The sequence below is a fragment of the Mucilaginibacter dorajii genome (assembly GCF_024808255.1).
Taxonomy (GTDB): Bacteria; Bacteroidota; Bacteroidia; order Sphingobacteriales; family Sphingobacteriaceae; genus Mucilaginibacter; species Mucilaginibacter dorajii.
In genome coordinates this window covers 42,716-68,721 of sequence record NZ_JANTYS010000017.1, presented here as the reverse complement: position 1 = coordinate 68,721, position 26,006 = coordinate 42,716, and the positions used below count along the sequence as shown (strand labels likewise).

Here is a 26,006-nt window from a genome sequence, read left to right as displayed (position 1 = left end):
ATAGGCTGTATCTTTTTAATTTAATTATTCATTTAATTACCATAAATATAACTTATTTAATGATTAAGTGCAAATAATGTAGTTTTAAAGTTAATTTTTATGATTAAAATCATGTAAATCTCTATTTTTTAACAAAAACTCAATTTTACATCTATAAAAATTACCAAAATATGTTTTTGATAATTTTTTACTTGATTTAAAATGAATATTTTGTAATAAAGCCGGCTTAAATTCAAAAACAATTGAATTGTAAATAGAAAAATTCCCTCAATTGAGTAAAAAATATAATTTATATCTTTGATTTTATTAAAAAATCAGAGAATCTGGATCTAAAAAATGAAAAAAAACGCTCAGTGCGATAATCAGACTTGTTTTTTATGCAAAAGCTGCATTAAAGAGTGGTTGCCGGCCGTTGCTGCCAACAAAAAAAACTTTTCCGTTAAAAAAGGGCAGGTTATTTTCAGCGAAGGCGATCCGGTTACGGGAATTTACTTTGTGTATGAGGGTAACGTAAAGGTTCACAAAAAATGGGGAGCGGATAAAGAGTTGATCATTCGTTTTGCAAACAAGGGCGCTATATTTGGTCACCGGGTATTGGGCAAGCATGCAACGCATTATCCCATTTCGGCCACCGCCTTAGAGGCCGGCATTATATGCTATATAGATATGGAGTTTTTTGAGGCTACACTAAAAGTTAATCCTCAATTCACTTATCAGCTCATGTTGTTTTTTGCCGATGAGCTTCATGAAGCAGAAAATAAGATGCGCAACCTGGCGCATATGCCGGTAAAAGGCAGGGTCGCTCATGCTTTGCTTGCCTTAAAAGATCAGTTTGGTATTAACCAGGAAGGTCATATAGATATTGAACTTACCCGGCAGGATCTTGCGTCGTTTGCCGGTGCAACCTACGAAACTGTTTTTAGGGTAGTGAATGAGCTTTTACAGGAAAATATAGTTACCACCAATGGAAAAAAGATATGCATTGTTGATAATGATAAATTATTTGCACTTGCCCAGGAAGCCAGTCTTAATTAAGCAATACCGATAAACACCATCCCGTCGGTTATTTTTACGGGGTAGGTTTTGATGGTCAGTTCTTCTTCGCCAATACACTCACCGGTAAGTAAAGAGAATGCTTTTTTGTGAAAAGGGCATGCTACCTTTGGTTCGCAATTTTCGCCGGTGCTGCCTATCATCCCACGAGAAATTGCCATTTGCTGTTTATGCGGACAAAGGTTTTGAGTTGCATACCACTCATTACGGCGGGCAAAATTAAATATCGCTATTTGTTCATCGCCATGTTTAATACATGAGCCTCCGTTTTCAGGTACGTCATCAACATAACATGCCATGATCCATTCTGTTGCTATAACTGTTTCCATGTTGTAATTGATTTAAGCATGCGAGCACCTCTCTAAGATAGCTCGCATGTTCCTTTTTTGAATTTTGATTTTTAACTTTTGAATTTAAAACCTACCACTCTTTGGCCTTCACCTGCTCGCGCATTGGCTCAAACCGTGCGGTAGGGTCTTTTTCTTCAGGGGCGTTTATGAAGTGGGCAAAACGCTTGCGCATGGCCGGGTTGTTTACCGCCTCTTTCCACTCGCAGTGGTAGGTGTTTACCAGTGTTTGCATTTCTTCCTCCAGTTGTTCGCCCAGGCCCAGGCTATCGTTTACAATTACGTTTTTAAGGTAGCTCATGCCGCCATCCAGTTTGTTGAGCCAGGTTGCGGTGCGGGTTAGCTGATCGGCGGTTTTAATATAAAACATCAGGAACCTATCCAGGTATTTTACCAGTGTTTCTTTGTCAATATCTGTAGCCAATAGCTGGGCGTGTTGTGGTTTGGAGCCGCCATTACCGCATACATATAAATTCCAGCCTTTTTCTGTGGCTATAATGCCAAAGTCTTTTGATTGCGCTTCGGCGCATTCGCGTACACAGCCGCTAACACCGCCTTTTATTTTGTGCGGGGCGCGGATGCCTTTGTATCTGTCTTCTATCTCAATGGCAAATGTTACGCTATCATGTAAGCCAAACCTGCACCAGGTGCTGCCTACGCAACTTTTTACGGTACGTAACGCTTTGCCGTAGGCATGGCCACTTTCAAAGCCGGCATCAATAAGCTCTTCCCAAATTAAAGGCAGATCGCTTAGATGCGCACCAAACATATCAATACGTTGTCCGCCGGTTATTTTGGTATATAGGCCGTAGCGTTTGGCCACCTGCCCAATTACAATGAGCTTGTCGGGCGTAATCTCGCCCCCGGGAATACGTGGCACTACCGAATAGGTGCCGCCTTTTTGAATATTGGCCAAAAAGCGATCGTTGCTATCCTGTATCACCTCCTGTTTTACAATAACATCATTCCATAAGCTGGATAGGATGCTGGCAACAACCGGCTTGCAAACTTCGCAACCATCGCCTTTGCCATAATGATCAAGTACCAGATCGTAGTTTTTTAAGCCGCCTATTTTTACCAGGTCAAACAACTCCTGGCGCGAGTAATCAAAATGTTCGCAGATAACATTTTTAACATATTGGCCATTTGCCTTCATAGTGCCGGCAATCAAATCCTTCACCAACGGCACGCAACCGCCACAACCCGTACCGGCCTTAGTGCATTTTTTCATGCCATCGACGTTGGTTACGCCACCATCGTTCACCGCCGAGCAAATAGCCCCCTTGGTAACCGCCTCACATGAGCAGATGAGCGCGTCATCTGGCAAACTCATTACACCCGCGCCGGCGCTTGCCTCGCCGCCTCTTGACCCTAAGATCAGATCTTCAGGATCGGGCGGAAGTACAATTTTATTATTAACGGTTTGCAGTAGCATATTATAAGCTTCTGCATCACCAATTAAAATACCGCCTAACAGGTTTTTTCCGTCATTGGTAATGTTAATGCGTTTGTAGATGCCTTTGTGGGTGTCTTCAAATAAAATGGTGCGGCAATCGGGCTCGGTAATAAACGCGTCGCCAAAGCTGGCTACATCAACCCCAATGAGCTTTAGCTTGGTGCTCATATCGTACCCGTAAAAACCTTTATCGGCCGCGGTTAAATGAGCGGCTGCTACATCAGCCATCTCATAACCGGGCGCAATCAAACCATATATCATTCCCTCGTATAAAGCACATTCACCAATGGCGTAAATGTGCTCATCGCTGGTTTGCATTTTTTCGTTCACCATAATGCCGCCGCGGGTGCCTACGTGCAGGCCGGCCAGTTTGGCCAGTTCATCGCGCGGGCGGATGCCGGCAGATATTACCAGCATATCAACTGTCAGCAGGCTATCGTCATTGAATTTTAATGAGCTAATCTTTTTATCGCCAACAATGGCCGCGGTGCTTTTATTTAAATGGATATGTAAACCAAGCTGACTGAGTTTCATTTGCAGCATGCTGCTCCCTGCCGAATCTATTTGCCGCGGCATCAGTCGTGGTGCAAACTCAATTACATGGGTTTCTGTAATGCCCAAATCTATTAAAGCTTTGGCGGCCTCCAGGCCAAGCAGGCCGCCGCCCATTACCGCGCCGCATTTTGCATTGGCGGCGCAGGCTTTTATCAATTCCAGGTCTTCAATGGTGCGGTATACAAATACGCCTTCTTTTTCAATCCCCGGAATATCGGGCACAAAAGCCGATGAGCCGGTGGCTAAAACCAGGTAGTCGTATTTAAGGGTAATGCCTTTTAAGGAGTGGATGGTTTTTTCGCCGCGATTTATTTCCTGGATAGGGTCGTCAAGGTGTAGCGCGATGTCGTTATCAGCATACCACGATAATGTGGAAAGCGATAGATCGTCGGCTGTTTTGCCGTTAAAATACTCGCTAAGATGTACCCTGTCATAAGCGTGACGGGGCTCTTCGCCAAAAACAATTATTTGGAACTGTGATGATCGGGCTAAAAGTTTTTCGCAAAACTTGTAACCTACCATACCGTTGCCAACAACAATGATGGTTGGTTTTGACATGTCGGAATTTTTTAAGTGTTAAAGCAATTTCAAACTAAAATGAATCAAATGCGACCCTGATTTCATTTATATCACAATTATAACTCAAAAAAACATCAAATAAAAATTTAATTTTAGTTTTATATTAAATAAATCATGTTTATTGGTGTTTTATTTCATAAATTAGTGTTATTAATATAATTTATATCATTATTTTAATGTTTAAATGTTATTGATTTTGTCATTTTTATAAAATCACTAAAATAAAATGACTCATAACTTGATTTTTTGACGTTAATTTTAAAAATATGCAAAAAAACATACAAAATCCTGAACTTTTTGTACTTGGGGCTGGTCCGGGCGACCCTGAGCTGATGACAATGAAGGGATATAAGGTATTACAGCAGGCAAATGTGATATTATATGATAACCTAGCCAATAAGGAGTTGCTGGCCATTAGCCGCCCGGATTGCGAAAAAGTTTATGTTGGCAAACAACCCTATGGCGATTATACCCCCCAGGAAACCATTCATGAAATGATAAAGCATTATGCTTTTACTAAAGGTAATGTGGTAAGGCTAAAAGGCGGTGATCCGTTTATATTTGGCCGTGGCTTTGAAGAGATCCTTTACGCCCGCCAGCAGGGTATCACCACACATTATATACCGGGGGTAACCAGCATGCAGGCATCAGGGCTGGAAGATATTCCTTTAACGCACCGCCTGGTGAGTGAAAGTGTTTGGATGGTTACCGGTACCAAAAAGGACGGCAGCCTATCTGCCGATTTAACCTGCGCCATGCACAGCAACGCAACGGTTGTTATATATATGGGGATGAAAAAACTGGCCGAGATTGCGCTGGCCTATGTAAAAGCCGGTAAAGGCGATACCCCGGCGGCTATTATACAACATGCGTCGTTACCTAATCAAAAATCGGCAAAGGGAAAGGCGAAAGACCTGGTTACCATTGCTGCCGACCATCAGCTTACTTATCCCGCCATTATTATTATAGGCGATGTGGTGAACGTTAAAAATTAAAAAAAGCTATGAAAATCAGGATCAAAGGCAATTCATTACGCTATCGCTTAACAAAAACCGATGTGGAAAACTTTGACAGGGACGGCTACCTGGAAGAAACCAGCTGTTTTGGTGCGCAGGTATTTAAATACGCACTGCAACGTTCAAAAACCAACGTTTTAACGGCAGAATTTAATGATAATACTATCACCATGTATATGCCTGCTGCTATGGCCATTGAGTGGACAAGCACAGATAGGGTAGGCTATGAAAACAACAACAGCCAGATGTACCTGCTTATTGAAAAAGACTTTAAATGCCTTGATAATGTAGCCGAAGACCAAAGCGATAATTACCCCAATCCTTTGAGTTTAAAGATGTAGGGTGATGGGGTATTGTTTACTACAAGAACAAACATCTATCATTAGTGTTTAAAGGGGTAGGGAAGAATAGATGATAATGGGTTTAAATTTGTTTTATATAGAGACGCAATATTTTGCGTCTCCCGCTATACAGGGCGGCTTTGCTAACGCGATTTACATATTCGATTTAAATAATCTGACTTGCAAATACGATTTGCATGCGGGAGACGCAAAATATTGCGTCTCTACAAAAGAATTTAAAAAGCATCTTTGAATAATATATACATTAGCATAGCTTATCCCAGGCTTTGCCAACAGTTGCTAAACACAGTATTATGAAACATAAAGCTAAATCGATAAGGCCATTTATTGGTGCTAAAGACTTTGAAACTTCCCGCGGTTTTTACCGCGACCTGGGTTTTGAAGAAACTGTTTTAACGCATAATATGTCGGTTTTTAAAACAGGGGCAATAGCGTTTTATTTACAGGATGCCTACGTGAAAGATTGGGTAGATAATACCATGATCTTTTTAGAGGTAGATGATGTTGACCGGTATTGGAAAGAGCTTGGAGCCTTAAACCTTACCGCCCGTTATAAAAACGTAAAACTAAGCCCGATACGGGTAGAACAATGGGGCAAAGAGTGCTTTTTGCATGATCCATCGGGCATTTTGTGGCATTTTGGCGAATTTTTTGGATAGGATATCTTACCACTCGTTATTTCCCGCTATTTTTAGGAAAAATTCCCTAATGTTTCAATCTGCTGCTACTTTCCGCATGGAAATCGCGTTTAACATTTTGGCATAAGGCAACATCATTCAATGAGCGCAATAGGTAGCCGCTATGCGGCATCTTGCCTGGTTCTTTCTTTCTACAAACAGGTAGCCGCTATGCGGCATCGAATATTTAATAAGCGGGAAGAGTGCCGCATAGCGGCTACCTATTTGTAGAACAAGTAATTTATGCTTTTTTGCTCCATAGGAGCTACCTTTTGCTATGCAAATCTTTAAAAGCGATTGCCCCGCTATTTTCCACTCTCTGTTGAAAGCTCCTGCAAAAACTGCGTGGGTGTTTTTCCGAATTCCTTTTTAAAAGCTTTGGTAAAGTATGATTGGGTTTGGATGCCTACCCGGTATATCACTTCGGTAAGCAATACATCCTCATGGGTCATAATCTCAATGGCCTTTTTTAGCCGGATGCTCCTGATAAACTCGTTTGGGGCCTGGCCGGAGATCTCTTTAATTTTATGGTAAAGTTTGGTGCGGCTCATGCCAATGGATTCGCAAAGGCTGTCAACATCCAGATCGGGGTTGCTAAGCTCTTTGTCGATGATGGCCAATAGTTTATCAATAAATTCTTTATCCTTTGATGAATGTACAAGTTCCCGCGCTTCAATGTGATGGTCTTTTTGGTAACGGTCTTTCAGTTTTTGCCTTTGCTCAAAAATGTTGCGGATGCTTAGGGTAAGCAAATTGATGCTGATAGGTTTTGGCAAATACATATCGGCTCCAGAATCAATTCCCTCTATTTCGGCCTGTAAATTGGTTTTGGCGGTAAGCATAATAAGGGGGATATGGCTGGTATCAATATCCTGTTTAATGGCCTGGCAAAGATCTATGCCGTTCATCCCCGGCATCATTATATCGCTGATGATAAGGTCGGGAAATTCACTTTTGGCAGCTGCCAGTCCGGCGTTGCCATCAATGGCTTCACTGATGGTGTAATGTTCTTCAAGCGAGTTTTTGATAAACGCGCGGATCTCGTCATTGTCCTCCACAACCAATATTCTGTATTTATGCTTGCCGGCGGGCCCGGCTTTTGATGGGTATAGCGGTCCTGTGGGTAGGGGCGGCTCCATCTGGATGCTCTCTAACCGGGTACCACCGGGCCGGGAAGCCGCTGTCCATTTTTCGTTAGTATGGTAATCGCTTTGGGCAATAGGTAAGCCTATGATGATATCGGTACCCGCGTGGCGCTGGCTGTATACATAAATATCGCCTTTATGCAGTAATGTAAGGCTTTTAACAAACGCCAGCCCTATGCCCGATCCCAAATGCGTTTCGGTAATGCGGTAGTACCTTTCAAAAAGGTGCTGAATAGATTCTTTGGAGATTCCTATGCCGTTATCTGAAATGCGAATGTAAGCGTACCTGGCGGCGCGGAAGCCGTTTTTCAGGATCAATTCATTTTCATGAGGTGATTTGAAGGATTGCAGGTTATCCAATACCTCTACGGTTACACAGCCCTCTTCGGGTGTATATTTGATGGAGTTGTTGAGTAAATTAAGTACTATTTTTTCCAGTATCTGCCTGTCAAACCAGGTATCGGCCGCAGCATGTTTACCCGGCAGTATTTTCAGGCTGATGTTTTTTTGACCGGCGACTTCGTTAAACTCCGCGGCAAGTTCGGCCACAAAACTATTGAGGTTACCTTCCATCACCTTTATTTGTAAGGTGCCTGTTTCTACCTTTCTGAAATCCATGAGTTCGTTAATGAGCAACAGCAATCGGTTGGCATTGCGGTACATCACCTCGTAAAACTGGCTCGACTCTGACCTGCCTTTTTGCAGCAAGGCCTCCAGCGGACCTAATATGAGCGACAGCGGCGTACGGAACTCATGCGAGATATTGGTAAAAAACTGTAACTGCAACTGGTGCATTTCCTCTCTGCGGGATTCTTCCAGTTTACGCAGGTCCTGGTTCTTTTTAAAGCGGAGTAGCTGGTAAACCGTTACTAAAAAAAGCAAACCCACCAACCCGCGAAACCACCAGGTTGCCCAAAACGGTGGGGCAATAGCGATAATTAATGAGGTAGCCTGGTTATTCCACAAGCCATCGTTATTGGCGGCTTTTACTATAAAAGTATAATCACCAGGGGCTAAGTTGGTGTAAGATGCTTTGCCATCATTGGTAAAATGCCAGCCGGTTTCAAATCCATCTAAGCGGTATTGATATTTATTGTTTTCGGTAGCGGTATAGTTAAGCGCGGCAAAATAAAGGCCGATACTTGATTGTTTGTAAGATAGTTTAACCTTTTTAGTTAGGCTGATGTCGTCAGTGAGTGGCGAGCCTTGTGTATTGGGTTTGATAATTTTATCAAACACCTGCAAGCCGGTAACATACACCGGGGGTATATAAGGGTTGGCCTTAATAGCAGCGGGGTTAAAAACGTTAAACCCGTTTACGCCACCAAAATACAAGTTGCCATTTTTTGCTTTAAGCGATGAGCCCGCTTCAAACTCCTGTCCCTGCAAACCATCTGCAATATTGTACCGCGTAAACGCCCCGCTTGCCGGGTTAAATTTGGTTAGCCCGTTTGATCCCGAGATCCAGAGGTTGCCGGCTCCGTCTTCCTGTATCGCCTTTACGATGTCGGTCCCAAGTCCGGCTTTATCGGTATAAATTTCAAACTTATTTTTAGCCGGATTGAACAGGTAAAGCCCGTTTTGACCAAGCCAAACCCTGCCCGTGTGATCAATGAAAATTACCCGCAGATCGGGCAGTTTTTCCTGGTTGTTAAAATAGTGACTTATTTTCTTGCTGCGCAGGTTATAGCAGTTTAGGCCGCCGTCATCGGTACCTATCCAAAGGTTTTTGTTATGGTCTTCATTTAATGCTACTATGTTGTTGCCCTGTAGCCTGGTTTTCTTGTCGGACGCTTCGGTAAACCTGCTGAATTGCAGGGTTTGCCCGTTTAACACATTTAGTCCGCCGTAATAGGTGGCCACCCAAAAATTGCCTTCGCTATCTTTAAAAGATTGCTGCACATAATTGGACGTGATAGTGGTTTTATCAGCTGGATTGTTTGTAAAACGTTTAAAATTTCCACTGGCTTTGTCAAGGCAATTGAGGCCGCCTCCCCAGGTGCTTACCCACACTTTAGCCTCTGCGGCCTTGTAAATATCTAATACGGCGTCGGCGGCCAGGCTTTGATTGTTATTGGGGTTGTTGCGGTAATACCTGAAGGTGTTTTTTTCGGGGTTATAAACGTTTATTCCGCCGCCATCGGTACCTATCCAAACCTGGTGCGCTTCATCCTCACAAAATGTTCTTACATCATTATAACTTAAACTGTTGTGCTCGGGTTCGTTTTGCAGTAGCTTAAATTTATTGGCTTTGGGCGTATATAAATTAACGCCTGCCCTGTGAGTGCCCACCCACAAGTTGCTTTGGTTATCCTCAAAAATGGCGGATACCGTTCTTTGCGACAAACTGCTGGGGTTTTCAGATACGTTTTGATAGTTGCTGAACAAGCCGTTTTGTGGGTTAAACAGGTTAAGGCCTCCATTGATACCGCCAGCCCAGATATTTCCTTTTCTATCTATAAGTAAACATTTAACCTGGTCGTTACCCAGGCTGCCATCTGCATCCTGGTGGTGGTGATAGCGTTTAACCGTTTTTGATTTAAAATCAAGCGTCATTAAGCCGCCGTTTTCAATGCCCAGCCAAAGGTTATGGGCGTGATCTTCCTGTATGGCATTTACCGGCAGGTTTAGCTCATTATAATCTTGTAAATTAATAGCGGTGTTAAACGTGTGGGTACGCCGGTCAAATTGTTTTAAGCTCTTTTCGGTACCTACCCACAGCGTGTTTTTGCTATCCTCAAAAACACAGTTTACAGCCCCGGTGATAGTGCTGTAAAAATGACTGAACGAATTATTTTGAGGCTGATACAGATTTAAACAGCCATCGGTAGTGCCAATCCAAAGGTTACCCCGTTTATCGTTGTAAATGCAATTGATAATATTGCCGGATATGCTTTGCTTGTTTGTGGCGGCATATTTATACCGGGCAAAAGTGTTTTTAAACGGATTGAACAGGTTTAACCCGTTGCTGGTGCCCACCCATAGCCGTTGCCGCTTATCCTCATATAAACAGCGGATATAATTATCGCTGATACTGCCGGCATCGGCAGGGTTGTTTTTAAAAACAGTGATCTGGTAACCATCGTAACGGTTTAAGCCATCACGCGTACCAAACCATATAAAGCCCCGGCTATCCTGGTAAATGCATTCAACGGTACTGTTTGATAAGCCCTGAAAACTATTAATATGGCTGAATTTAAGTTTGGGTACCTGCCCAAAAACGGCGCACGTTACCAATAACATTAAAGTGCTAAGCCTTAATATCGCCACGCTTTTAAAAAGGGCGGGGTGTTTTTTTAACATGAGTAACAGTACAATTGATTTTTAACCGGCTGGTAAAACCGGTTTTCTTTTGGCTGATACAATGATAATTAATAAATGTTAAAAATACAGCTATAAACGTCCGGTAAGCATCGTTTGCTTAAAAAGTATAACAGTTTGCACCAAAAGTATGATGATTTGGACAAGTCGGCTTGTGCTTTTTATCTGTCATTTGTACAAATAAACCAATGGCTTTTCTTTTAAACCAGGAAAAGTTTTTTTTCAAACCAATTAAACTTATACATATGCAAAATGCTACTTTCCAATTTTGGAGAAGATTTTGTTGGCTGGCTTTTATCCTGCTAACCTTATCCATCTCTGGTGTTTATGCCCAGCAAACTGTTACGGGCACCGTAACCGCTAAAGACGATGGCGCCGCACTGCCCGGCATCTCGGTGCTGGTTAAAGGCACTACCCAGGGTGCCGCTACAGATGCTAACGGTAAATTTTCTATTAAAGCGGCCAATGGAGCCGTATTGTTATTCCGCGGCCTGGGTTATGAGCAACGGGAAATCACAGTATCGGGCACATTATTAAACGTTGTATTAGATACCCGTCAAAACGGGCTTAACGAAGTGGTTGTGATTGGCTACGGTACAACTACCCGCCAAAATATTACTACGGCGGTTACCAAGGTTGATCCTAAAAAAATTCCGCAATCGGCCAATAACTCTATTCCGCAATTATTGTTTGGCCGGGCGGCAGGTTTGCAGGTAGCGCAGGGCAGTTCGCAGCCGGGCGGTAACATCAACCTATCTATCAGGGGCCGTGGCAATCCGCTTTATGTGGTTGATGGTGTGATATTCCCGGGCGACGCGTTGGAGCCGGGTAACGGTACTATTGCCGGCGAAACCAATGGCGTAAGTCGTGGCGGCCTGGCCGGCTTAAATCCCGACGATGTAGAATCTATAGAGGTATTGAAAGACGCGAGCGCCGCCATTTATGGTGTTAATGCAGCTAATGGTGTTATCCTCATCACTACCAAAAAAGGTAAATCGGGCAGGTTAAACATCACTTATAATGGTAGCTATTCTTTCGAAAAAAACTACCCCTACCTACAGCCGCTTAAAGCTAACCAGTACGAAACCCTGTATAACCAACTGATCACCGATCAGTACCTGGCTGGTAAACAACAGCAGCCTTATGGTCCAAATGCGCAATCGGGCATTCCTGCGCCTAAGTTTTCGGCTGCCGATATCGCTGCCGCAGGCGACGGCACCAATTGGCTGGGCCAGATTTTCCGTACAGGTAACATCAACAATCACCAGATCAATATTAATGGTGGCAGCGAAAAAGCCACCTATTACCTATCTGGCGGATATTATAATGAAGAAGGTACTTTAAAAGGGGCGGGACTTAATAAATATACCGGCAGGGCTAATATGTCATTTACGCCCACTAAGTTTTTAACCATTAACGCCAACTTTACCGGTAATACCAATAGTTATATGAACTCGTCATCGGGTGGGCAAACCGGTGGCTCGGGTACTCAGGGCTTTGGTATTATACAGGCCGCTTTAGGTTATCCCGCAACTGTACCAGTAAGAGACGCTACTGGTGCTTATACCCGTTATGGCGTCATTGCCAACCCGGTATCATTACTTGATGTGCAGGACAATACCAACTACCATTCCCTGAACGCCAATCTATCGGCCGATTTGAAAGTTATCCCCGGTGTTTTGGCCGGTCATATTTTGTTTGGCGATAATTATGAGGCTGCCAACCGCAGCTTTTTTGTGCCAAGTACGGTTTTCTATTTTTCGCAAAACCTGTCAAGGGCATCCATGAACTATAACAACCGCGAAAACCAGACCTTAGAAGCTACCATTACTTTCAAAAAAGATGTAACCAGCTTTTTAAATATCGACGCGGTTGCAGGCGCTGGTCAGTATAAAAGTACTTACAACGCGTTTGGTAGCCAGGGTGCCGGTGGTGCCGATGTAATAGGGGCTACCAATTTATCGGCCGAAACTGCCAACATCGGTATAACATCTTTAAAAACTGCCAGCAAAACACGTTCATATTTTGCGCGTAGCTCATTTAGCTTTTTGGATAAGTACCTGTTAACACTATCATACCGCTATGATGGTTACAGCTTGTTTTTCCCTAACACCAAATATGCCTCGTTCCCTTCGGTATCTATCGGCTGGAAAATTACCAACGAGGAGTTCATGAAAAGTGTGCAGTTTGTAAGTCAGCTTAAATTGCGTGCAAGTGCCGGTACAACAGGCAGCACCATAGGCGCGGCAGGTTACGGCGGTTATGCGCCGGATGGCAATACGCTTTTCTTTAACAATGGCAGTGCCAACTACGCTACCATTGCCCGCTATGCTATTGATCACCCGGAACTAACCTGGCAAAAAACCGAGAACAAAAACATCGGCCTTGATTTTGGTTTCTTTAAAGACCGCGTTACAGGTTCTGTTGATGTGTTTAAAGATGATATCACCAATTTGCTAAGAACAGCCGGTCCAACCGCGCCCTTATCTTACCTGTCAACCCAGCCGGTTAATGGCGGGCACCAGTACAGGCAAGGGTATGATATCTCATTAAATACGCAAAACCTGGTATCTAAAGATTTTAGCTGGAACTCAGTGATCAACGTATCGCACTACGTTTACAAATGGAAAAGCCGTTTTGTGTATGATAACCTGCTTACTTACCAGGGCGTAACCTATCAGGCGGTTAATGATCCGGTAGATGAGATCTATTATTTTAAAACCAAGGGCCTGATCCAGGCCGGGCAAACCATACCATCATCGCAGCCTACCGCAGGTGGTGCCAACTTACCGGGCTCGCCTTTATATGTTGATGCGGATGGCGACGGCAAGCTTACCGGCAGCGATATTTATAAACTTAACCCCGATCCCAAAATCAGCATTGGTTTTGGTAACAATTTTCGCTATAAACAATTTGATCTGGGCATTTTCTTTTATGGCCAGTTTGGCGGTAAATCTATCAACTACAACTACGCCTGGGCCGATCCGGCAAGCATAGTATCAAGCACCCAAAGTGGTACCGTGCAGGCGCTTAACGTTTGGACATCGGCCAACCAAAGCGGTACAAGGCCGGGTGTTAATTATATTGAAAACGCTACAGGCTTGCCGCAGGGGAGTGATATTAATTTGGTGAGCACCAATTTTATCCGCTGCCGTAACCTTACACTGGGCTATACCATCAACTCGCCATGGTTAAACAAGTTCGCCAAATCGGTACGTGTTTTTGCCGATGCGCAAAACCTGTTCATCATTACCAAATACAAAGGTGTTGACCCCGAGGTGAGCTATGCCAGCGTAAAAGGTGGCTATGCGCCTTACCCCATGTTCAGGACGTTTTCTTTTGGCTTAAAGGCCGGGTTCTAATCTATAATCAGCAATCAACATGAAAAAAATTATAAGCATATGTTTAATAGCTGCCGCGATAACCGTAAGCAGTTGTAAAAAAGGATTGGAGCCGCAAATTTATGGTTCGCTATCTACCACCAACTTTCCAAAAACCGAGGCCGACTTTGTGAACTATGTCACCGAGGTTTACAAGCCGTTTCAATCTAAATGGGGCTATAACGATCCGGCAGGTTACCAGAACGATTGGTTTAGCCCCGAGTATGGCGATATTATGATGTTTGATTATCCTACTGATAATTTAAACATATGGACGGGCTGGGGTGGCATTTTTACCCAGTTTAGCACCGCCAGTTTTACCTTTTTGGCTAACCAGGGCACGGGCAACAACCATTTTGAAAAAATAAGGTTTGTTACCCGCATTACCCAGATCATCGATGATGTCAACAAATCAACCATCAGTGACGATGCCAAAAAAGAACTGACTGCCGAAGCCCGCATGTCGCGCGGGTGGAACATGTATTACCTGTTACAGCTATACGGCCCGGTGCCGGTGATACTGGACGCCAGCAAGATAAATACCGCAGCCGAAACTGATTTAACCCGCCCTACAAGGGATGCCTTCCTGGCATCTATTGTGGCCGATTTAACTTATGCCGCGGCCAATTTGCCAAAAACACCTTCAGAGTATGGCAGGTTTAACCAGGCCATAGCGTTAACCGTGCTATTGCGTACCTATATGAACGAAAAAGATTTTGTGAATGCCGAAAAAACAGGCAGGCAGATCATTAGCATGGGTTATACATTGGTGAATGATTATGCCAGTTTGTTTAATGAATCGACAGAAAGAAATACGGAAACCATGTGGGCGGTATCCTGCGTGCCAGATCAAGATGGTAACGAGAACCACGCCAGCTTTAACCCCTGGGATTTTTACACCTATCCTAAAGATTATCCCGGCAACCGTGTAAAAGACTCTTTTGCAGGTGGCGATGCGCCCATATCATGTACATGGTCGTTTTACAATTCATTTGATGCGGCCGATAAACGCCGCGTGCTTTTAGTGGCCAGTTATACTAATAAAAGCGGTGTGGTGCGCAACCAGGCCAATGGCTTATCGGGCCCTGTTGTTGCCAAATACCCTGATAACGGTGGCGCTACTATTGACGCTTACCAGGGCAATGATATCCCTAAAGCCCGCCTGGGCGATGTAATGCTGTTATTAGCCGAGGCTATTAACCAAAACAGTGGCCCAACTGCCGAAGCTATTGGCCTGGTAAACCAGGTGCGACTGGCTCATGGCGGGGCGGCAATAGGTAATATGCCATTATCGGCTACGGCAAGCAAAGCAGCTTTTGATACTTGGATATTGAAAGAAGAAGGCTGGGAAACATACTTTGAAGGTTACCGCAAAATGGACCTGGTGAGGCATGGCCAATGGCAAAACGCGCTTTCATCGGTTGGTAAAACCGCTGGTCCGTACCTGTTCCCGGTTCCTACTTATGAAATTACAGCCAGTAAGGGCAAATTAACACAAACAGCCGGTTACTAAACCAAATATGAAAGGCAAAAATATAATAGCATTTGTTGTACTGCTGGCATTGGCGGCCTGTAAAAAGGATAACCCGGCATCGGGCACCAAAAATACCAATACAACAGATACCACTCAAACCAATACATCGGCGCTTATTAAAGGCGCCGATGTAAGCTGGCTGACGCAAATGGAGGCATCGGGCTATAAGTTTTATAACAGTGATGGCGCTGCGCAGGATTGCATGGCTTTGCTAAAAGACAAAGGCATGAACGCGATTAGACTAAGGGCATGGGTTAACCCGGCCGACGGCTGGTGCAACACCGATGATGTAATAGCCAAAGCCCTGCGTGCGCAAAAGTTAGGTATGAAAATCATGATCGACCTGCATTACAGTGATACCTGGGCCGATCCGGGCAAACAGCCCAAGCCTGTAGCCTGGCAAAGCCTGGATTTTGCGGGATTAAAAGCCGCTGTGAGCACTTACACGCTATCTGTAATGAACGCGCTGAAAGCAAAGGGTATCACACCCGACTGGGTACAGGTAGGCAATGAAACCAACGATGGCATGCTGTGGGAAGATGGCCGCGCTTCAACCAATATGGCCGGTTTCGCGGCATTGATAAGCAGCGGTTATAACGCGGTAAAATCTGTAAGCAGCAGCACCAAAGTAATTGTACACCTGGCAAATGGTTATGATAATGCCGTATTCCGCTGGCTTTTTGATGGGCTAAAAGCCAACGGCGCAAAATGGGATATCATAGGCATGTCGCTATATCCGTCGACAACAAATTGGCAAAGCTATAACATGCAATGCCAGGCCAACATGAATGATATGTTTACCAGGTACGGTACACCATCTATGATTGTTGAAGTAGGGATGCCGGCTACGGAGGCCGCAACTTGCAAAGCGTTTTTAAGCGATCTGTTATCCAAAGTAAATACGGTGAGCGGTGGCCAGGGATTGGGTGTATTTTATTGGGAACCGGAAGCCTACAACTGGCAAAGTTATGGGCTGGGCGCTTTTGATACTTCGGGCAGGGCAACGGTTGCTTTGGATGCCTTTAAATAGCAATTAAAACCAAATCTATAAACCAAAAAACAATCCATTATGAGAAAAATCACCGCCCTATCGGCAGCCGTTGTGCTTTGCCTGGGCATGAGTTGCCAAAAAGAAGGCGCAAAACAGCAAAGTAGCACGACAGCCGTTGCCGAAGCCGCATCTAAATTAAAAACGGAGGCTACAAGCACATTTGCCTATGGCTCTGATGCCAGCTGGGTTACGCAGATGGAAGCATCGGGCAAAAAGTTTTATAACAGCAGCGGCACCCAACAGGATTTGTTTACCGTGCTGAAAGGAAAAGGGATTACCGCCATCCGTTTACGGGTATGGGTAAACCCATCATCAACCTACAACAGCACTGCTGATGTGGTAGCCAAAGCGCAAAGGGCGGCGGCGGCGGGCATGAGCATCCTGATTGATTTTCATTACAGCGATACCTGGGCCGACCCGGGTAATCAAACCAAGCCAGCCGCCTGGGCAAGCCTTGATTTTACCACCCTGATGAACACCATGTATAATTATACCTATAATACGTTAACCACGTTAAAAAACGCGGGCATTACCCCAACCTGGGTACAGGTAGGCAATGAAACCAGCGATGGTATGTTATGGCAGGATGGCCATGCATCGGTATCGGCTACCAATTTTAAAAACTTTGCCTGGCTGGTTAATAGTGGCTATAATGCTACCAAGGCTGTTTTTCCATCGGCAAAAGTTATTGTACATGTGGCTAATGGCTTTAACAATACCACCACCCGCTGGATTTTTGATGGCCTTAAAGCCAATGGTGCCAGCTGGGATATCTGCGGGTTCTCTATTTATCCGTCAACCAGCAACTGGGCATCCATCAATACCCAGTGCCTGGCCAATATGCAGGATATGGTGAGCCGTTATGGCAAACAGGTGATGATTTGTGAGGCAGGGATGGATGTTACCGCCGCGTCAACCTGTAAATCGTTCCTGGCCGACCTGATCACCAAAACAAAATCGGTATCAGGTGGCCTGGGGGTATTTTATTGGGAACCCGAAGCCTACGGCAGTTGGCAGGGATATACCATGGGTGCTTTTGACAGCACGGGTAAACCCACAGTTGCTATGGATGCATTTGTGCATTAATTGATAAAACCGGGCGTATAACAAAACGCCCGGTTTGTTTTAAATTTATACCATAATTATATGAAAATGAAAATCACTTTTAACAGGTTAGGAGCCCTTGTGGCAGGGTTGCTGGCTATCGGCGCTTTATCGGCTTACAGGTTATCGCCGGCTCATACACCACTTGTTAAATTTAAGCAGATTGTAGGTGCCGATATCTCTTTTATTCCCCAGTTGGAAGCCGAAGGGCGCAAGTTTTATGATAATGGTGTAAATAAAGATCCCTTTACCATTTTAAAAGATCATGGCTTTAACTACGTAAGGCTACGTATTTTTAACAATCCCAGGGCCGATAGCGGTTATTCGCCCAAGGGCTATTGCGGCCTGGCTGATACTAAAAAAATGGCACTAAGGATCAAGGCGGCCGGGATGGGTTTCCTGCTCGATTTTCATTACAGCGATACCTGGGCCGATCCGGGAAAACAATATAAACCGGCAGTCTGGAAAAACGCCAACAATCAACAGTTACAGGACTCTATCAAAGCTTTTACCGCCTTGGTTTTAAAAGAACTTAAAAAGCAGGGTACCCTGCCAGATATGGTGCAGGTAGGTAACGAAATTAACCACGGCATTTTATGGCCCGATGGCAAACTCAAAAACCTGGATACCCTGGCCGGCTTTTTAAAAGCAGGCACCAACGCCGTTAGGATTTTTGATCCGCGTATCCGCATTATGCTGCACATAGCCTGTGGTGGCCAAAATGCCGAATCGAGATACTTTTTAGATAACATGCTTAAACGGGGTGTGAGTTTTGATATCATCGGCGAATCTTATTACCCCGAATGGCACGGCACGCCCGATAGCCTGAAGAAAAACCTTACTGACTTAACTACCCGCTACAAACAAGATGTAATAGTAGCCGAATATTCGCAGCATAAACGGGAGGTAAATGACATTGCCCTATCCTTGCCGGGCAATAAAGTGAAAGGTTCATTTATTTGGGAACCTTTTAGCTGGGGCGAAACCTTTGTTGATAAACAGGGCAATACAAACGCGTTCATCAAAACCTATGATGACATCAGCAAAGCTTATCACATCAGCCAGTAACACTTAAATGAAGAAAATTATTTTAATATCCCTTATCGCTTTTACAGCGGCTGTTGCCAAAGCGCAGCAAGATAAGGCCATATCAACAACGCTTTTTAACAATAACTGGGAGTTTGTAAAAAATGCCGATACCAGTATTAATCAACAACTTTTTAGTCCCCTTAAAACAGCGGTAGCGTGGCAGGCGGTTAGTCTGCCACATACTGCCAACATTGAGCCGGTTATTAAAACGGTGCAGCAATGGCAGGGCATTTGTTTTTACCGCAAGTTTTTTACGCTGGGTAAAGGCGATGCCGGCAAGCATATCGCCATCCGCCTTGACGCGGCCATGAACCTGGCCGATGTTTATTTGAACGGCAAACTCCTGCAAACACACATCGGCGGCTATTTGCCGGTTTATATAGATATTACGGGTAAGGCATTGCTTGGCAAACAAAATTGCCTGCTCATCAGGCTCAACAACCAGGATAACCCGGTAATTCCGCCGGGCAAACCCATCAAAGACCTCGACTTTAATTTTTACAGCGGCATTTACCGCAACGCCTGGGTTATCAAAAAAAATAAGGTATACATAAGCGATGCTGTAGAAGCAAACCATGTAAATAGCGGTGGCCTGTTGATCCATTATGAAAATATTTCATCGGCAAAAGCAACCTTGCATATAAAAACCGAGGTGAAAAACGATTTAGCTAAAGCACAGCATGTGCAGCTTAAATCTGTACTTTATGATGCTTCGGGCAAGCAAATTGTTACCAGTACTACCGCGTTGAATGCTATTGATGCAAATGGCGCTGCTACCATACAACAGCAATTAGACGTGCTGAGCCCTGCCTTATGGTCGCCGGCGCATCCGCAATTGTATAAGCTTGTGGTGAATGTATTGAGCAATGGGCGTTTGGTAGATTCCGTGTCTATACAAACCGGCATCAGGGCTATAAGCTTTAAGACTGATGGGTTTTACCTTAACGGCAGCAAATATGTATTGCGTGGTACCAACCGCCACCAGGAATATCCTTATATAGGCTATGCCTTATCAGATAACGCTCAATACCGCGACGCCTATAAAATAAAACAGGCCGGATTTGATTTTGTACGATGCTCGCATTACCCGCCATCGCCCGCGTTTTTAGCGGCTTGCGATCAGTTGGGTATCTTTGTAATGGATTCTACCCCCGGCTGGCAGTTTTTTGGCGATGCTACCTTTCAGCAAAACAGCCTGCAAAACATTACCGACATGATCCATCGGGACAGAAACCATCCGTCTATTATTTTATGGGAAGCATCATTGAACGAAACCGACATGAAGCGCGATTACATGGAAAAAGCCCATGCTATTGTGCATGCGGAATTACCCTACGCCGATACGTATACTTGCGGCTGGATGAATGCGGTTTATGATGTGTTTATTCCTGCCCGGCAACATGCCAAAGCCCCCGATTACTGGAAAAAGTTTAACAGCAAACCTATTTTGATAGCAGAATATGGCGACTGGGAATACTATGCGCAAAACGCGGGCTTTAACCAAACCCAATACAAAGATTTAACTGCCGAGGAAAAAACATCGCGCCAGCTGCGTGGTGATGGCGAAAAAAGAATGCTGCAACAGGCTGTAAATTTCCAGGAAGCCCACAACGATAATCTTACCGGGAACATTGCCGGTGATGCCAACTGGCTCATGTTTGATTATAAACGTGGCTACGCGCCGGATATTGAATCATCGGGCATTATGGACATTTTCAGGCTACCCAAATTCGCGTATTATTTTTACCAGAGTCAGCGCGACGCTGGGGAAAGCAAGCCGATGCTATTTATCGCTAATTACTGGAACGACCCTGCAACAAAAAGCGTAAAAATTTACAGCAACTGCGATGAGGTGGAATTGTTTTTAAACGGCCAATCAATAGGCAAACAAAAACCGGATACCGGTAGCATGAGCAACAACCTGAAGCATGCACCTTTTACCTTTAATGTAGATTATAAGCTTGGTAATCTAAGAGCAAATGGCTATATAAAAGGGCATTTGGTTTCTTCGGCAACCCGTCTTACGCCGGGGCAACCGTATGCCATTAAGCTTACCATTGATTATAGCGGCCGGAAACTCAATGCCGGTAAAAATGACGCGGTTTTTGCTTACGCTTCAATTGTTGATAAGAACGGTGTACTGGTACCCGGTATAAAAATGCCTGTAAAACTCAAACTAAGCGGACCTGCTCAAATTGTAGGAGATAGCGAGAGCAATAGTGAAGCAGGTGTAGCCTCGTTCCTGGTAGAAGCAGGGCAGCATGCGGGAAAAATTTATATTTCGGCCACTGGTTTAGGGTTAAAACCGGGGAACCTGGTTATCACGGGCAATTAGGCTAATATTAAAATGGATGCAATAGAAAGCCGGCCTTAACAGCCGTCAATATAATAAAGCGGGGTAATTTTCGTGAACCTGCATTTCTCAAATCACTCTGTAAAGCCTATAGATAAAACATCTATAGGCTTTACTTTTAATTACTGATTTGCAAGGGTGCTGCCGATAATTCAATAACCGGCAAAAAACCGCAGGATGAAATTTTCATAAATAATTGCAAATCTCTTTAATTACATGTTATTTTAACACTAATTATAAATTACTTCCGACTTTTACTATTCGATCCTGCAAGTTAGGTAATAGCAAACCTGAACAAGGTAACAACCTCAATTTGTTTGATAACTAATGTATGCACTTATTGGATATGTATGTAATATGTGGCTGATTTAGATGTGATGAAGAGACTTTATTTGCTGTTATTATTCCTGTTGTTTATTTCCTTTTCTTACGGACAGGCACCCATGAAAAACAAGGTGCTCAAGTATTCGCTAAAGGATGGCCTTTCGTTTGGCATAGTGAACAGCATTACCCAGGACGAAAATGGTTTTATGTGGTTTGCTACCAGCGATGGTTTAAACCGTTTTGATGGATCGGCTTTCAAAGTGTTTAAAACCATACAGGGCGACTCGACGGGCCTTTCGGGCAATTTTGTTCAAAAAATACTCGGCGATCATTCGGGCAACATCTGGGTGTCATCAAGAAACGGTTTAAGCAAATTAGATACCCGCACCGAAAAATTCACCCATTACCGGCTTGGCAATAATCACCTTGTGAAAAACGATGTAGATAACATCATCGAAAGTAAAAACGGTAACCTTTGGATAGCGTCGTACGGTTTAGGTTTTTCGTATTTTAAAACTAAAAATTCCGCCACCATAAGTTATAACCGGAAAAATTTGCCTCAGTTATCAAGCGATAGGATAGTTTCGCTTTTTGAAGATTCACAAGGGCTATTGTGGATAGGTACACTTGGCGGGGGGATCAATATTTTCCATCAAACAAGTGGTCATATAACAGACAAAGCCAACAGTTTGTTAAAGCTTGATGATGTTACCATAGGCCGGGTTAACGAGATCTTTGAAGATCATCTTCACAACATATGGATAGCCACCAGCAACGGCCTGCTTTATTATAACAGGCAGCTTAACCGCTTTACCCGTTTTCAAACACAACAGGCGCAAATAAAAAGTAATAACTACCTCGCCCTGAATGAAGATGGCCAACATAACCTGCTCATCGGCCTACAGGATGGTGGTTTGTACAAGCTTAGCCTTAAATCTTTTACGCCCGATCCAAAGAGTTTTACCCTTATCCCTGTGGCGGGCGACGATGGATATAACATGACCCAGCGATCTGTACAAACCATTTACCTGGATAGGCATCAGAATATTTGGGTTGGTACCTATGGCGAAGGAGTGTACATGATTAGCAGCATCAGCGAAAAATTTACCCTGATTCAAAAGATCCATGAAGATGCATCGGGCAAAAGTCTGATGCGGTTTTATGGCATGTGCCAGGATAAAACAGGCACGTTATGGTTTGGTGCCGATGGCGATGGCCTTTTTAAAACCGCGCCCGATGGTACCATCCTTAAACATTACTACGCCGATGGCCGGCCGGGCAGTTTAACTGATAATGCCATTTTATCGGGCTATTGCGATAGGGACAATAACCTGTGGTTTGGCACCTATGCCAGGGGATTATTCAGGTATGATAGCCGTTCAGATTCGTTTATAAACTACAGTCATAAACCCGGCGATAGTAAAAGCCTGGGCGGGAATGATGTAAGGGTAATTTACCAGGACAAGCGTAAAAACCTATGGATAGGCACTAACGGTGGCGGGCTTAGCCTTTTTGACCCTGCGAGCCAAACTTTTACCAACTATAATCCTGCAACCAGCGCAATCAATTCTGATGATGTAAGGGCTATAACAGAGGATACCAACGGTAACCTTTTTATAGGAACCTACGGCGGCGGATTGAATTATTTAAATGTTGAATATAAGCAGTTTACACGGTTTTTTAATGCTGCCGAAGAAAAACGATTTATGCCCGGCCAGGTGGTTTTTGCTGTTTATTTAGATGTTCGCAATAAACTTTGGTTAGGTACCGAAGGTGATGGTTTGATTGTTTATGATCGCGACAAACAAACCTTTCAGTATTTTAATGAAAAGAACAAGTTGGCAAATAATACCGTTTATGCCATTCAAAACGCAGATAATAAATCGGTTTGGATAAGTACCAATAAAGGTTTGTCAAACATCGATCTGGATAAAAACACGGTATCTAACTTTGATCAGTCCGACGGGTTACAAGCCGGACAGTTTAACGTAGGCTCGGTTATTTACGACAAGGGAAATCACGCGATGTATTTTGGTGGTACCGAAGGGCTTAACGTTTTTAATCCCAATGGGGTTAATAAAAGCTATTTTAAGCCCAAAGTTATCATAACCGGGTTACAGATATTTGGCAACCAGGTTGAGGTGGGCGATCACGGGCGTAATGTGCCAGTCCTTTCGCAAGCTTTAAACGAAACCAAGCAGTTGGTATTACAGCCAGACCAGGCGGTATTTTCTATCCAATACACTTCTTTAAATTACGCTTACCCGCAAAAGGGCGAATTTGCCTATAAACTGGATGGCCTGGATAAAACCTGGAATTTTGTAGGTAACCAGCGATCTGCCACATACAGGTACCTTGCCCCCGGCGATTACACCTTCAGGGTTAAATGCTCAAACCAGGATGGTGTTTGGTTTAATGATTATGCCACCCTGCAAATTAAAATACTGCCGCCATGGTATAAAACCTGGTGGGCCTATTTTTGCTACATAGCCGCGGGTGGGTTGTTGGTTTATTATTACCTGCAGTACAGGGCAAACCAGGCCCGGTTAAAATACGAGATTAAATTAACCCAGCTCTCGGCCGAAAAAGACAAAGAACTAAACGAGCGGAAACTCTCATTCTTTACCAATATTTCGCACGAGTTTCGTACCCCGCTAACATTGATCATTAACCCTATTAAGGAGTTGCTGTATCATGAGCGGGAGGTTGATACCAGCAGTCTTCATATTGTGTACCGCAACGCCAAACGGCTGCTGAGTTTGGTTGATCAGTTATTGTTATTTCGTAAGGCCGATTCGGATGCAGGTACCTTAACCATTTTCAGGCTTAACCTGGTTGAATTGTGTAAGGAGGTTTTTTTGTGTTTTACCTACCAGGCCAAAGCCAAAGGGCTTGATTTTGAATTTACTTGCACCGATCAGCACATCGAAGTATTTGCCGACAGGGAAAAGGTAGAGATCGTATTGTTTAACTTACTGTCAAACGCCATTAAATTTACGCCTGTTGGCGGTAAGGTAACAGTGATGATCAGTCAGCAGGCTCAATTTGTAAACCTGGAGGTACATGATACGGGGCCGGGTATCAAAGCCGAAACGGAAGATAAGTTATACTCGCAGTTTTATCAGCAGGAAAACAGCAAAGGCCCGTCAACCGGTGGATTTGGGATCGGCCTGTTCCTGGTTAAAAAGTTTATTGAAAGTCATTCGGGTTCTATTCGTCATGAAAACAATACTGGTGGTGGTACGCGGTTCATTGTTACCCTGTTGAAAGGTACAGATCATTTAAAGAGAAACGCGATCTATGAGGACGATGAAACAAGCTCGGTGATATTGCAGGAACTAATTGAAAACGAAATGCCGATAAATGCCGAGGAAGAACATTTATTGGAAGACCCGGAGGCTACGGCCGATCTTAAATCTATCCTGATCATTGATGACAATGATGATTTGCGCGAATACCTTAAACTGCTTTTTAAAACCGACTATAAAGTTTACTCGGCAAATAACGGGATGGAAGGTTTATCCATTATTAAAGATGTATTGCCCGATATTGTGATAAGCGATGTGATGATGGATGGCATGACCGGTATCGAGCTTTGTACCGCCATCCGCGAGGACATCAGTATTAGTCACGTACCCGTGATCTTACTTACCTCCAGCTCTTCTCCCGAAATCAAACTGAAAGGCATTGAGGGCGGGGCCGATGATTATATCAGCAAGCCCTTTGATAAAGAAATCCTGAAAGCCCGCGTAGCCGGAATTTTAAGGAACAAAAACAATTTACAAAAGTATTTTTATAACGAGATCACCCTAAACGCCACCAACCAGAAAATACCTGCGGAGTACAAAATCTTTCTGGATAATTGTATCAAAATTGTTGAGAAACACCTTATGGACCCCGATTTTAACATTCAGATCCTGGCCGGCGAATTGGGGATCTCGCACTCATCGCTATATAAAAAAATTAAGTTTATTTCGGGGCAATCGGCCAGCGGTTTTATCCGGTTCATCCGGTTGCGTAAGGCTGCCGAGATATTGATCAATACACGGCATAATATTTTTGAAACCTCGGGCCTGGTGGGTATTAATGATATTAAGTATTTCAGGGAGCAGTTTAAAAAGGTATTTGGCATTAACCCATCGCAGTACATGAAAAAGTACCGCAAAAACCTGGCAGAAGATATGGTAACTAACGAGTTTACGGGCAAAAACAAGGTTTAACGCTAAAGCGGTGGAACTGTGCGATTCCCTCCTTGAGGGCTACTACACATCTTTTGAAATCGTATCATCAAACAAAAACGTTGTCATTTCGAACCCTTGAAGGGCGGGATTTTGCTGGGTAAGGGTGAGAAATCTTATACAACAGGCTACGTTTGCTATTCGCTTGCATAAGATTTCTCTTTCGTCCCCGTCTCATACCCCTCCTTCGCTCTATCGAAATGACATTTTTCTTTTTTTGAAAGATGTGTACACACAGTAGCCTTGGGGGAAGGATGCAAGTTATTAATTTAAGTTAAGGGTCTTCTCCCCCGTAGGGGGTAAAGCTTTGTAGAACTAATAAGAAACGACGCTCCGTGCCGTAGGTACGAAACTGACGATGTTGCGTACCTAACGGCACGCTTTTTATTTGTGATTATATTTTCTACCGATATTTTGCACCT

General features: G+C 43.9%; 14 protein-coding genes. 11 read left to right on the top strand and 3 right to left on the bottom strand.

What is annotated here, in order from left to right; all coding sequences use genetic code 11:
- The first annotated feature begins 336 nt into the window (after positions 1–336).
- Positions 337–1,035 (top strand): Crp/Fnr family transcriptional regulator, encoded by a 699-nt coding sequence (locus tag FHS10_RS20790; protein ID WP_259094229.1) that lies wholly within the window; start codon positions 337–339, stop codon positions 1,033–1,035.
- Here FHS10_RS20790 and nirD read toward each other — a convergent pair.
- A complete protein-coding gene (gene nirD / locus FHS10_RS20785) occupies positions 1,032–1,382 on the bottom strand; it encodes a nitrite reductase small subunit NirD (RefSeq protein WP_259094227.1) in 351 nt (116 codons plus the stop codon). The genes FHS10_RS20790 and nirD overlap by 4 nt on opposite strands.
- A 91-nt stretch (positions 1,383–1,473) precedes the next feature.
- Complete coding sequence (nirB, locus tag FHS10_RS20780; RefSeq protein ID WP_259094225.1) at positions 1,474–3,969, bottom strand: nitrite reductase large subunit NirB; 2,496 nt, start codon at positions 3,967–3,969, stop codon at positions 1,474–1,476.
- A gap of 287 nt (positions 3,970–4,256) precedes the next feature.
- Between nirB and cobA the strand changes: the two genes are divergently transcribed.
- The 3 genes from cobA to FHS10_RS20765 all read left to right on the top strand — a co-directional run bounded on the left by cobA (position 4,257) and on the right by FHS10_RS20765 (position 6,027).
- Complete coding sequence (cobA, locus tag FHS10_RS20775; RefSeq protein WP_259094223.1) at positions 4,257–4,985, top strand: uroporphyrinogen-III C-methyltransferase; 729 nt, start codon at positions 4,257–4,259, stop codon at positions 4,983–4,985.
- A gap of 8 nt (positions 4,986–4,993) precedes the next feature.
- Positions 4,994–5,347 (top strand): DUF7009 family protein, encoded by a 354-nt coding sequence (locus FHS10_RS20770; RefSeq protein ID WP_259094222.1) that lies wholly within the window; start codon positions 4,994–4,996, stop codon positions 5,345–5,347.
- Between the two features lie 314 nt (positions 5,348–5,661).
- A complete protein-coding gene (locus FHS10_RS20765; protein WP_259094221.1) occupies positions 5,662–6,027 on the top strand; it encodes a VOC family protein in 366 nt (121 codons plus the stop codon).
- A 323-nt stretch (positions 6,028–6,350) separates the two neighbouring features.
- Here FHS10_RS20765 and FHS10_RS20760 read toward each other — a convergent pair whose 3' ends face one another.
- Entirely contained in the window at positions 6,351–10,493 is a 4,143-nt protein-coding gene (locus FHS10_RS20760) for a hybrid sensor histidine kinase/response regulator transcription factor (RefSeq protein ID WP_259094219.1), read from the bottom strand.
- 263 nt (positions 10,494–10,756) lie between these two features.
- On the opposite strand from FHS10_RS20760, the gene FHS10_RS20755 reads away from it, so the two are divergent.
- The 7 genes from FHS10_RS20755 (at position 10,757) to FHS10_RS20725 (ending at position 25,566) form a co-directional block, all read left to right on the top strand.
- Positions 10,757–13,873: a SusC/RagA family TonB-linked outer membrane protein gene (locus FHS10_RS20755; protein ID WP_259094217.1), complete on the top strand. Its 3,117-nt coding sequence runs from the start codon at positions 10,757–10,759 to the stop codon at positions 13,871–13,873.
- Between the two features lie 19 nt (positions 13,874–13,892).
- Entirely contained in the window at positions 13,893–15,404 is a 1,512-nt protein-coding gene (locus FHS10_RS20750; protein ID WP_259094215.1) for a RagB/SusD family nutrient uptake outer membrane protein, read from the top strand.
- Positions 15,405–15,411: 7 nt separating this feature from the next.
- Positions 15,412–16,455 carry a glycoside hydrolase family 53 protein gene (locus FHS10_RS20745; RefSeq protein WP_259094214.1) on the top strand — a complete coding sequence of 348 codons (1,044 nt, stop codon included), beginning with the start codon at positions 15,412–15,414 and terminating at the stop codon, positions 16,453–16,455.
- Between the two features lie 39 nt (positions 16,456–16,494).
- Positions 16,495–17,562 (top strand): glycoside hydrolase family 53 protein, encoded by a 1,068-nt coding sequence (locus FHS10_RS20740; protein WP_259094212.1) that lies wholly within the window; start codon positions 16,495–16,497, stop codon positions 17,560–17,562.
- 66 nt (positions 17,563–17,628) lie between these two features.
- On the top strand, positions 17,629–18,648 hold the full coding sequence (locus tag FHS10_RS20735) for a glycoside hydrolase family 53 protein (RefSeq protein WP_259094210.1): 1,020 nt from the start codon (positions 17,629–17,631) through the stop codon (positions 18,646–18,648).
- Between the two features lie 7 nt (positions 18,649–18,655).
- On the top strand, positions 18,656–21,004 hold the full coding sequence (locus FHS10_RS20730; RefSeq protein WP_259094209.1) for a glycoside hydrolase family 2 TIM barrel-domain containing protein: 2,349 nt from the start codon (positions 18,656–18,658) through the stop codon (positions 21,002–21,004).
- Between the two features lie 395 nt (positions 21,005–21,399).
- Positions 21,400–25,566 (top strand): hybrid sensor histidine kinase/response regulator transcription factor, encoded by a 4,167-nt coding sequence (locus FHS10_RS20725; protein WP_259094207.1) that lies wholly within the window; start codon positions 21,400–21,402, stop codon positions 25,564–25,566.
- Positions 25,567–26,006: the final 440 nt, after the last annotated feature.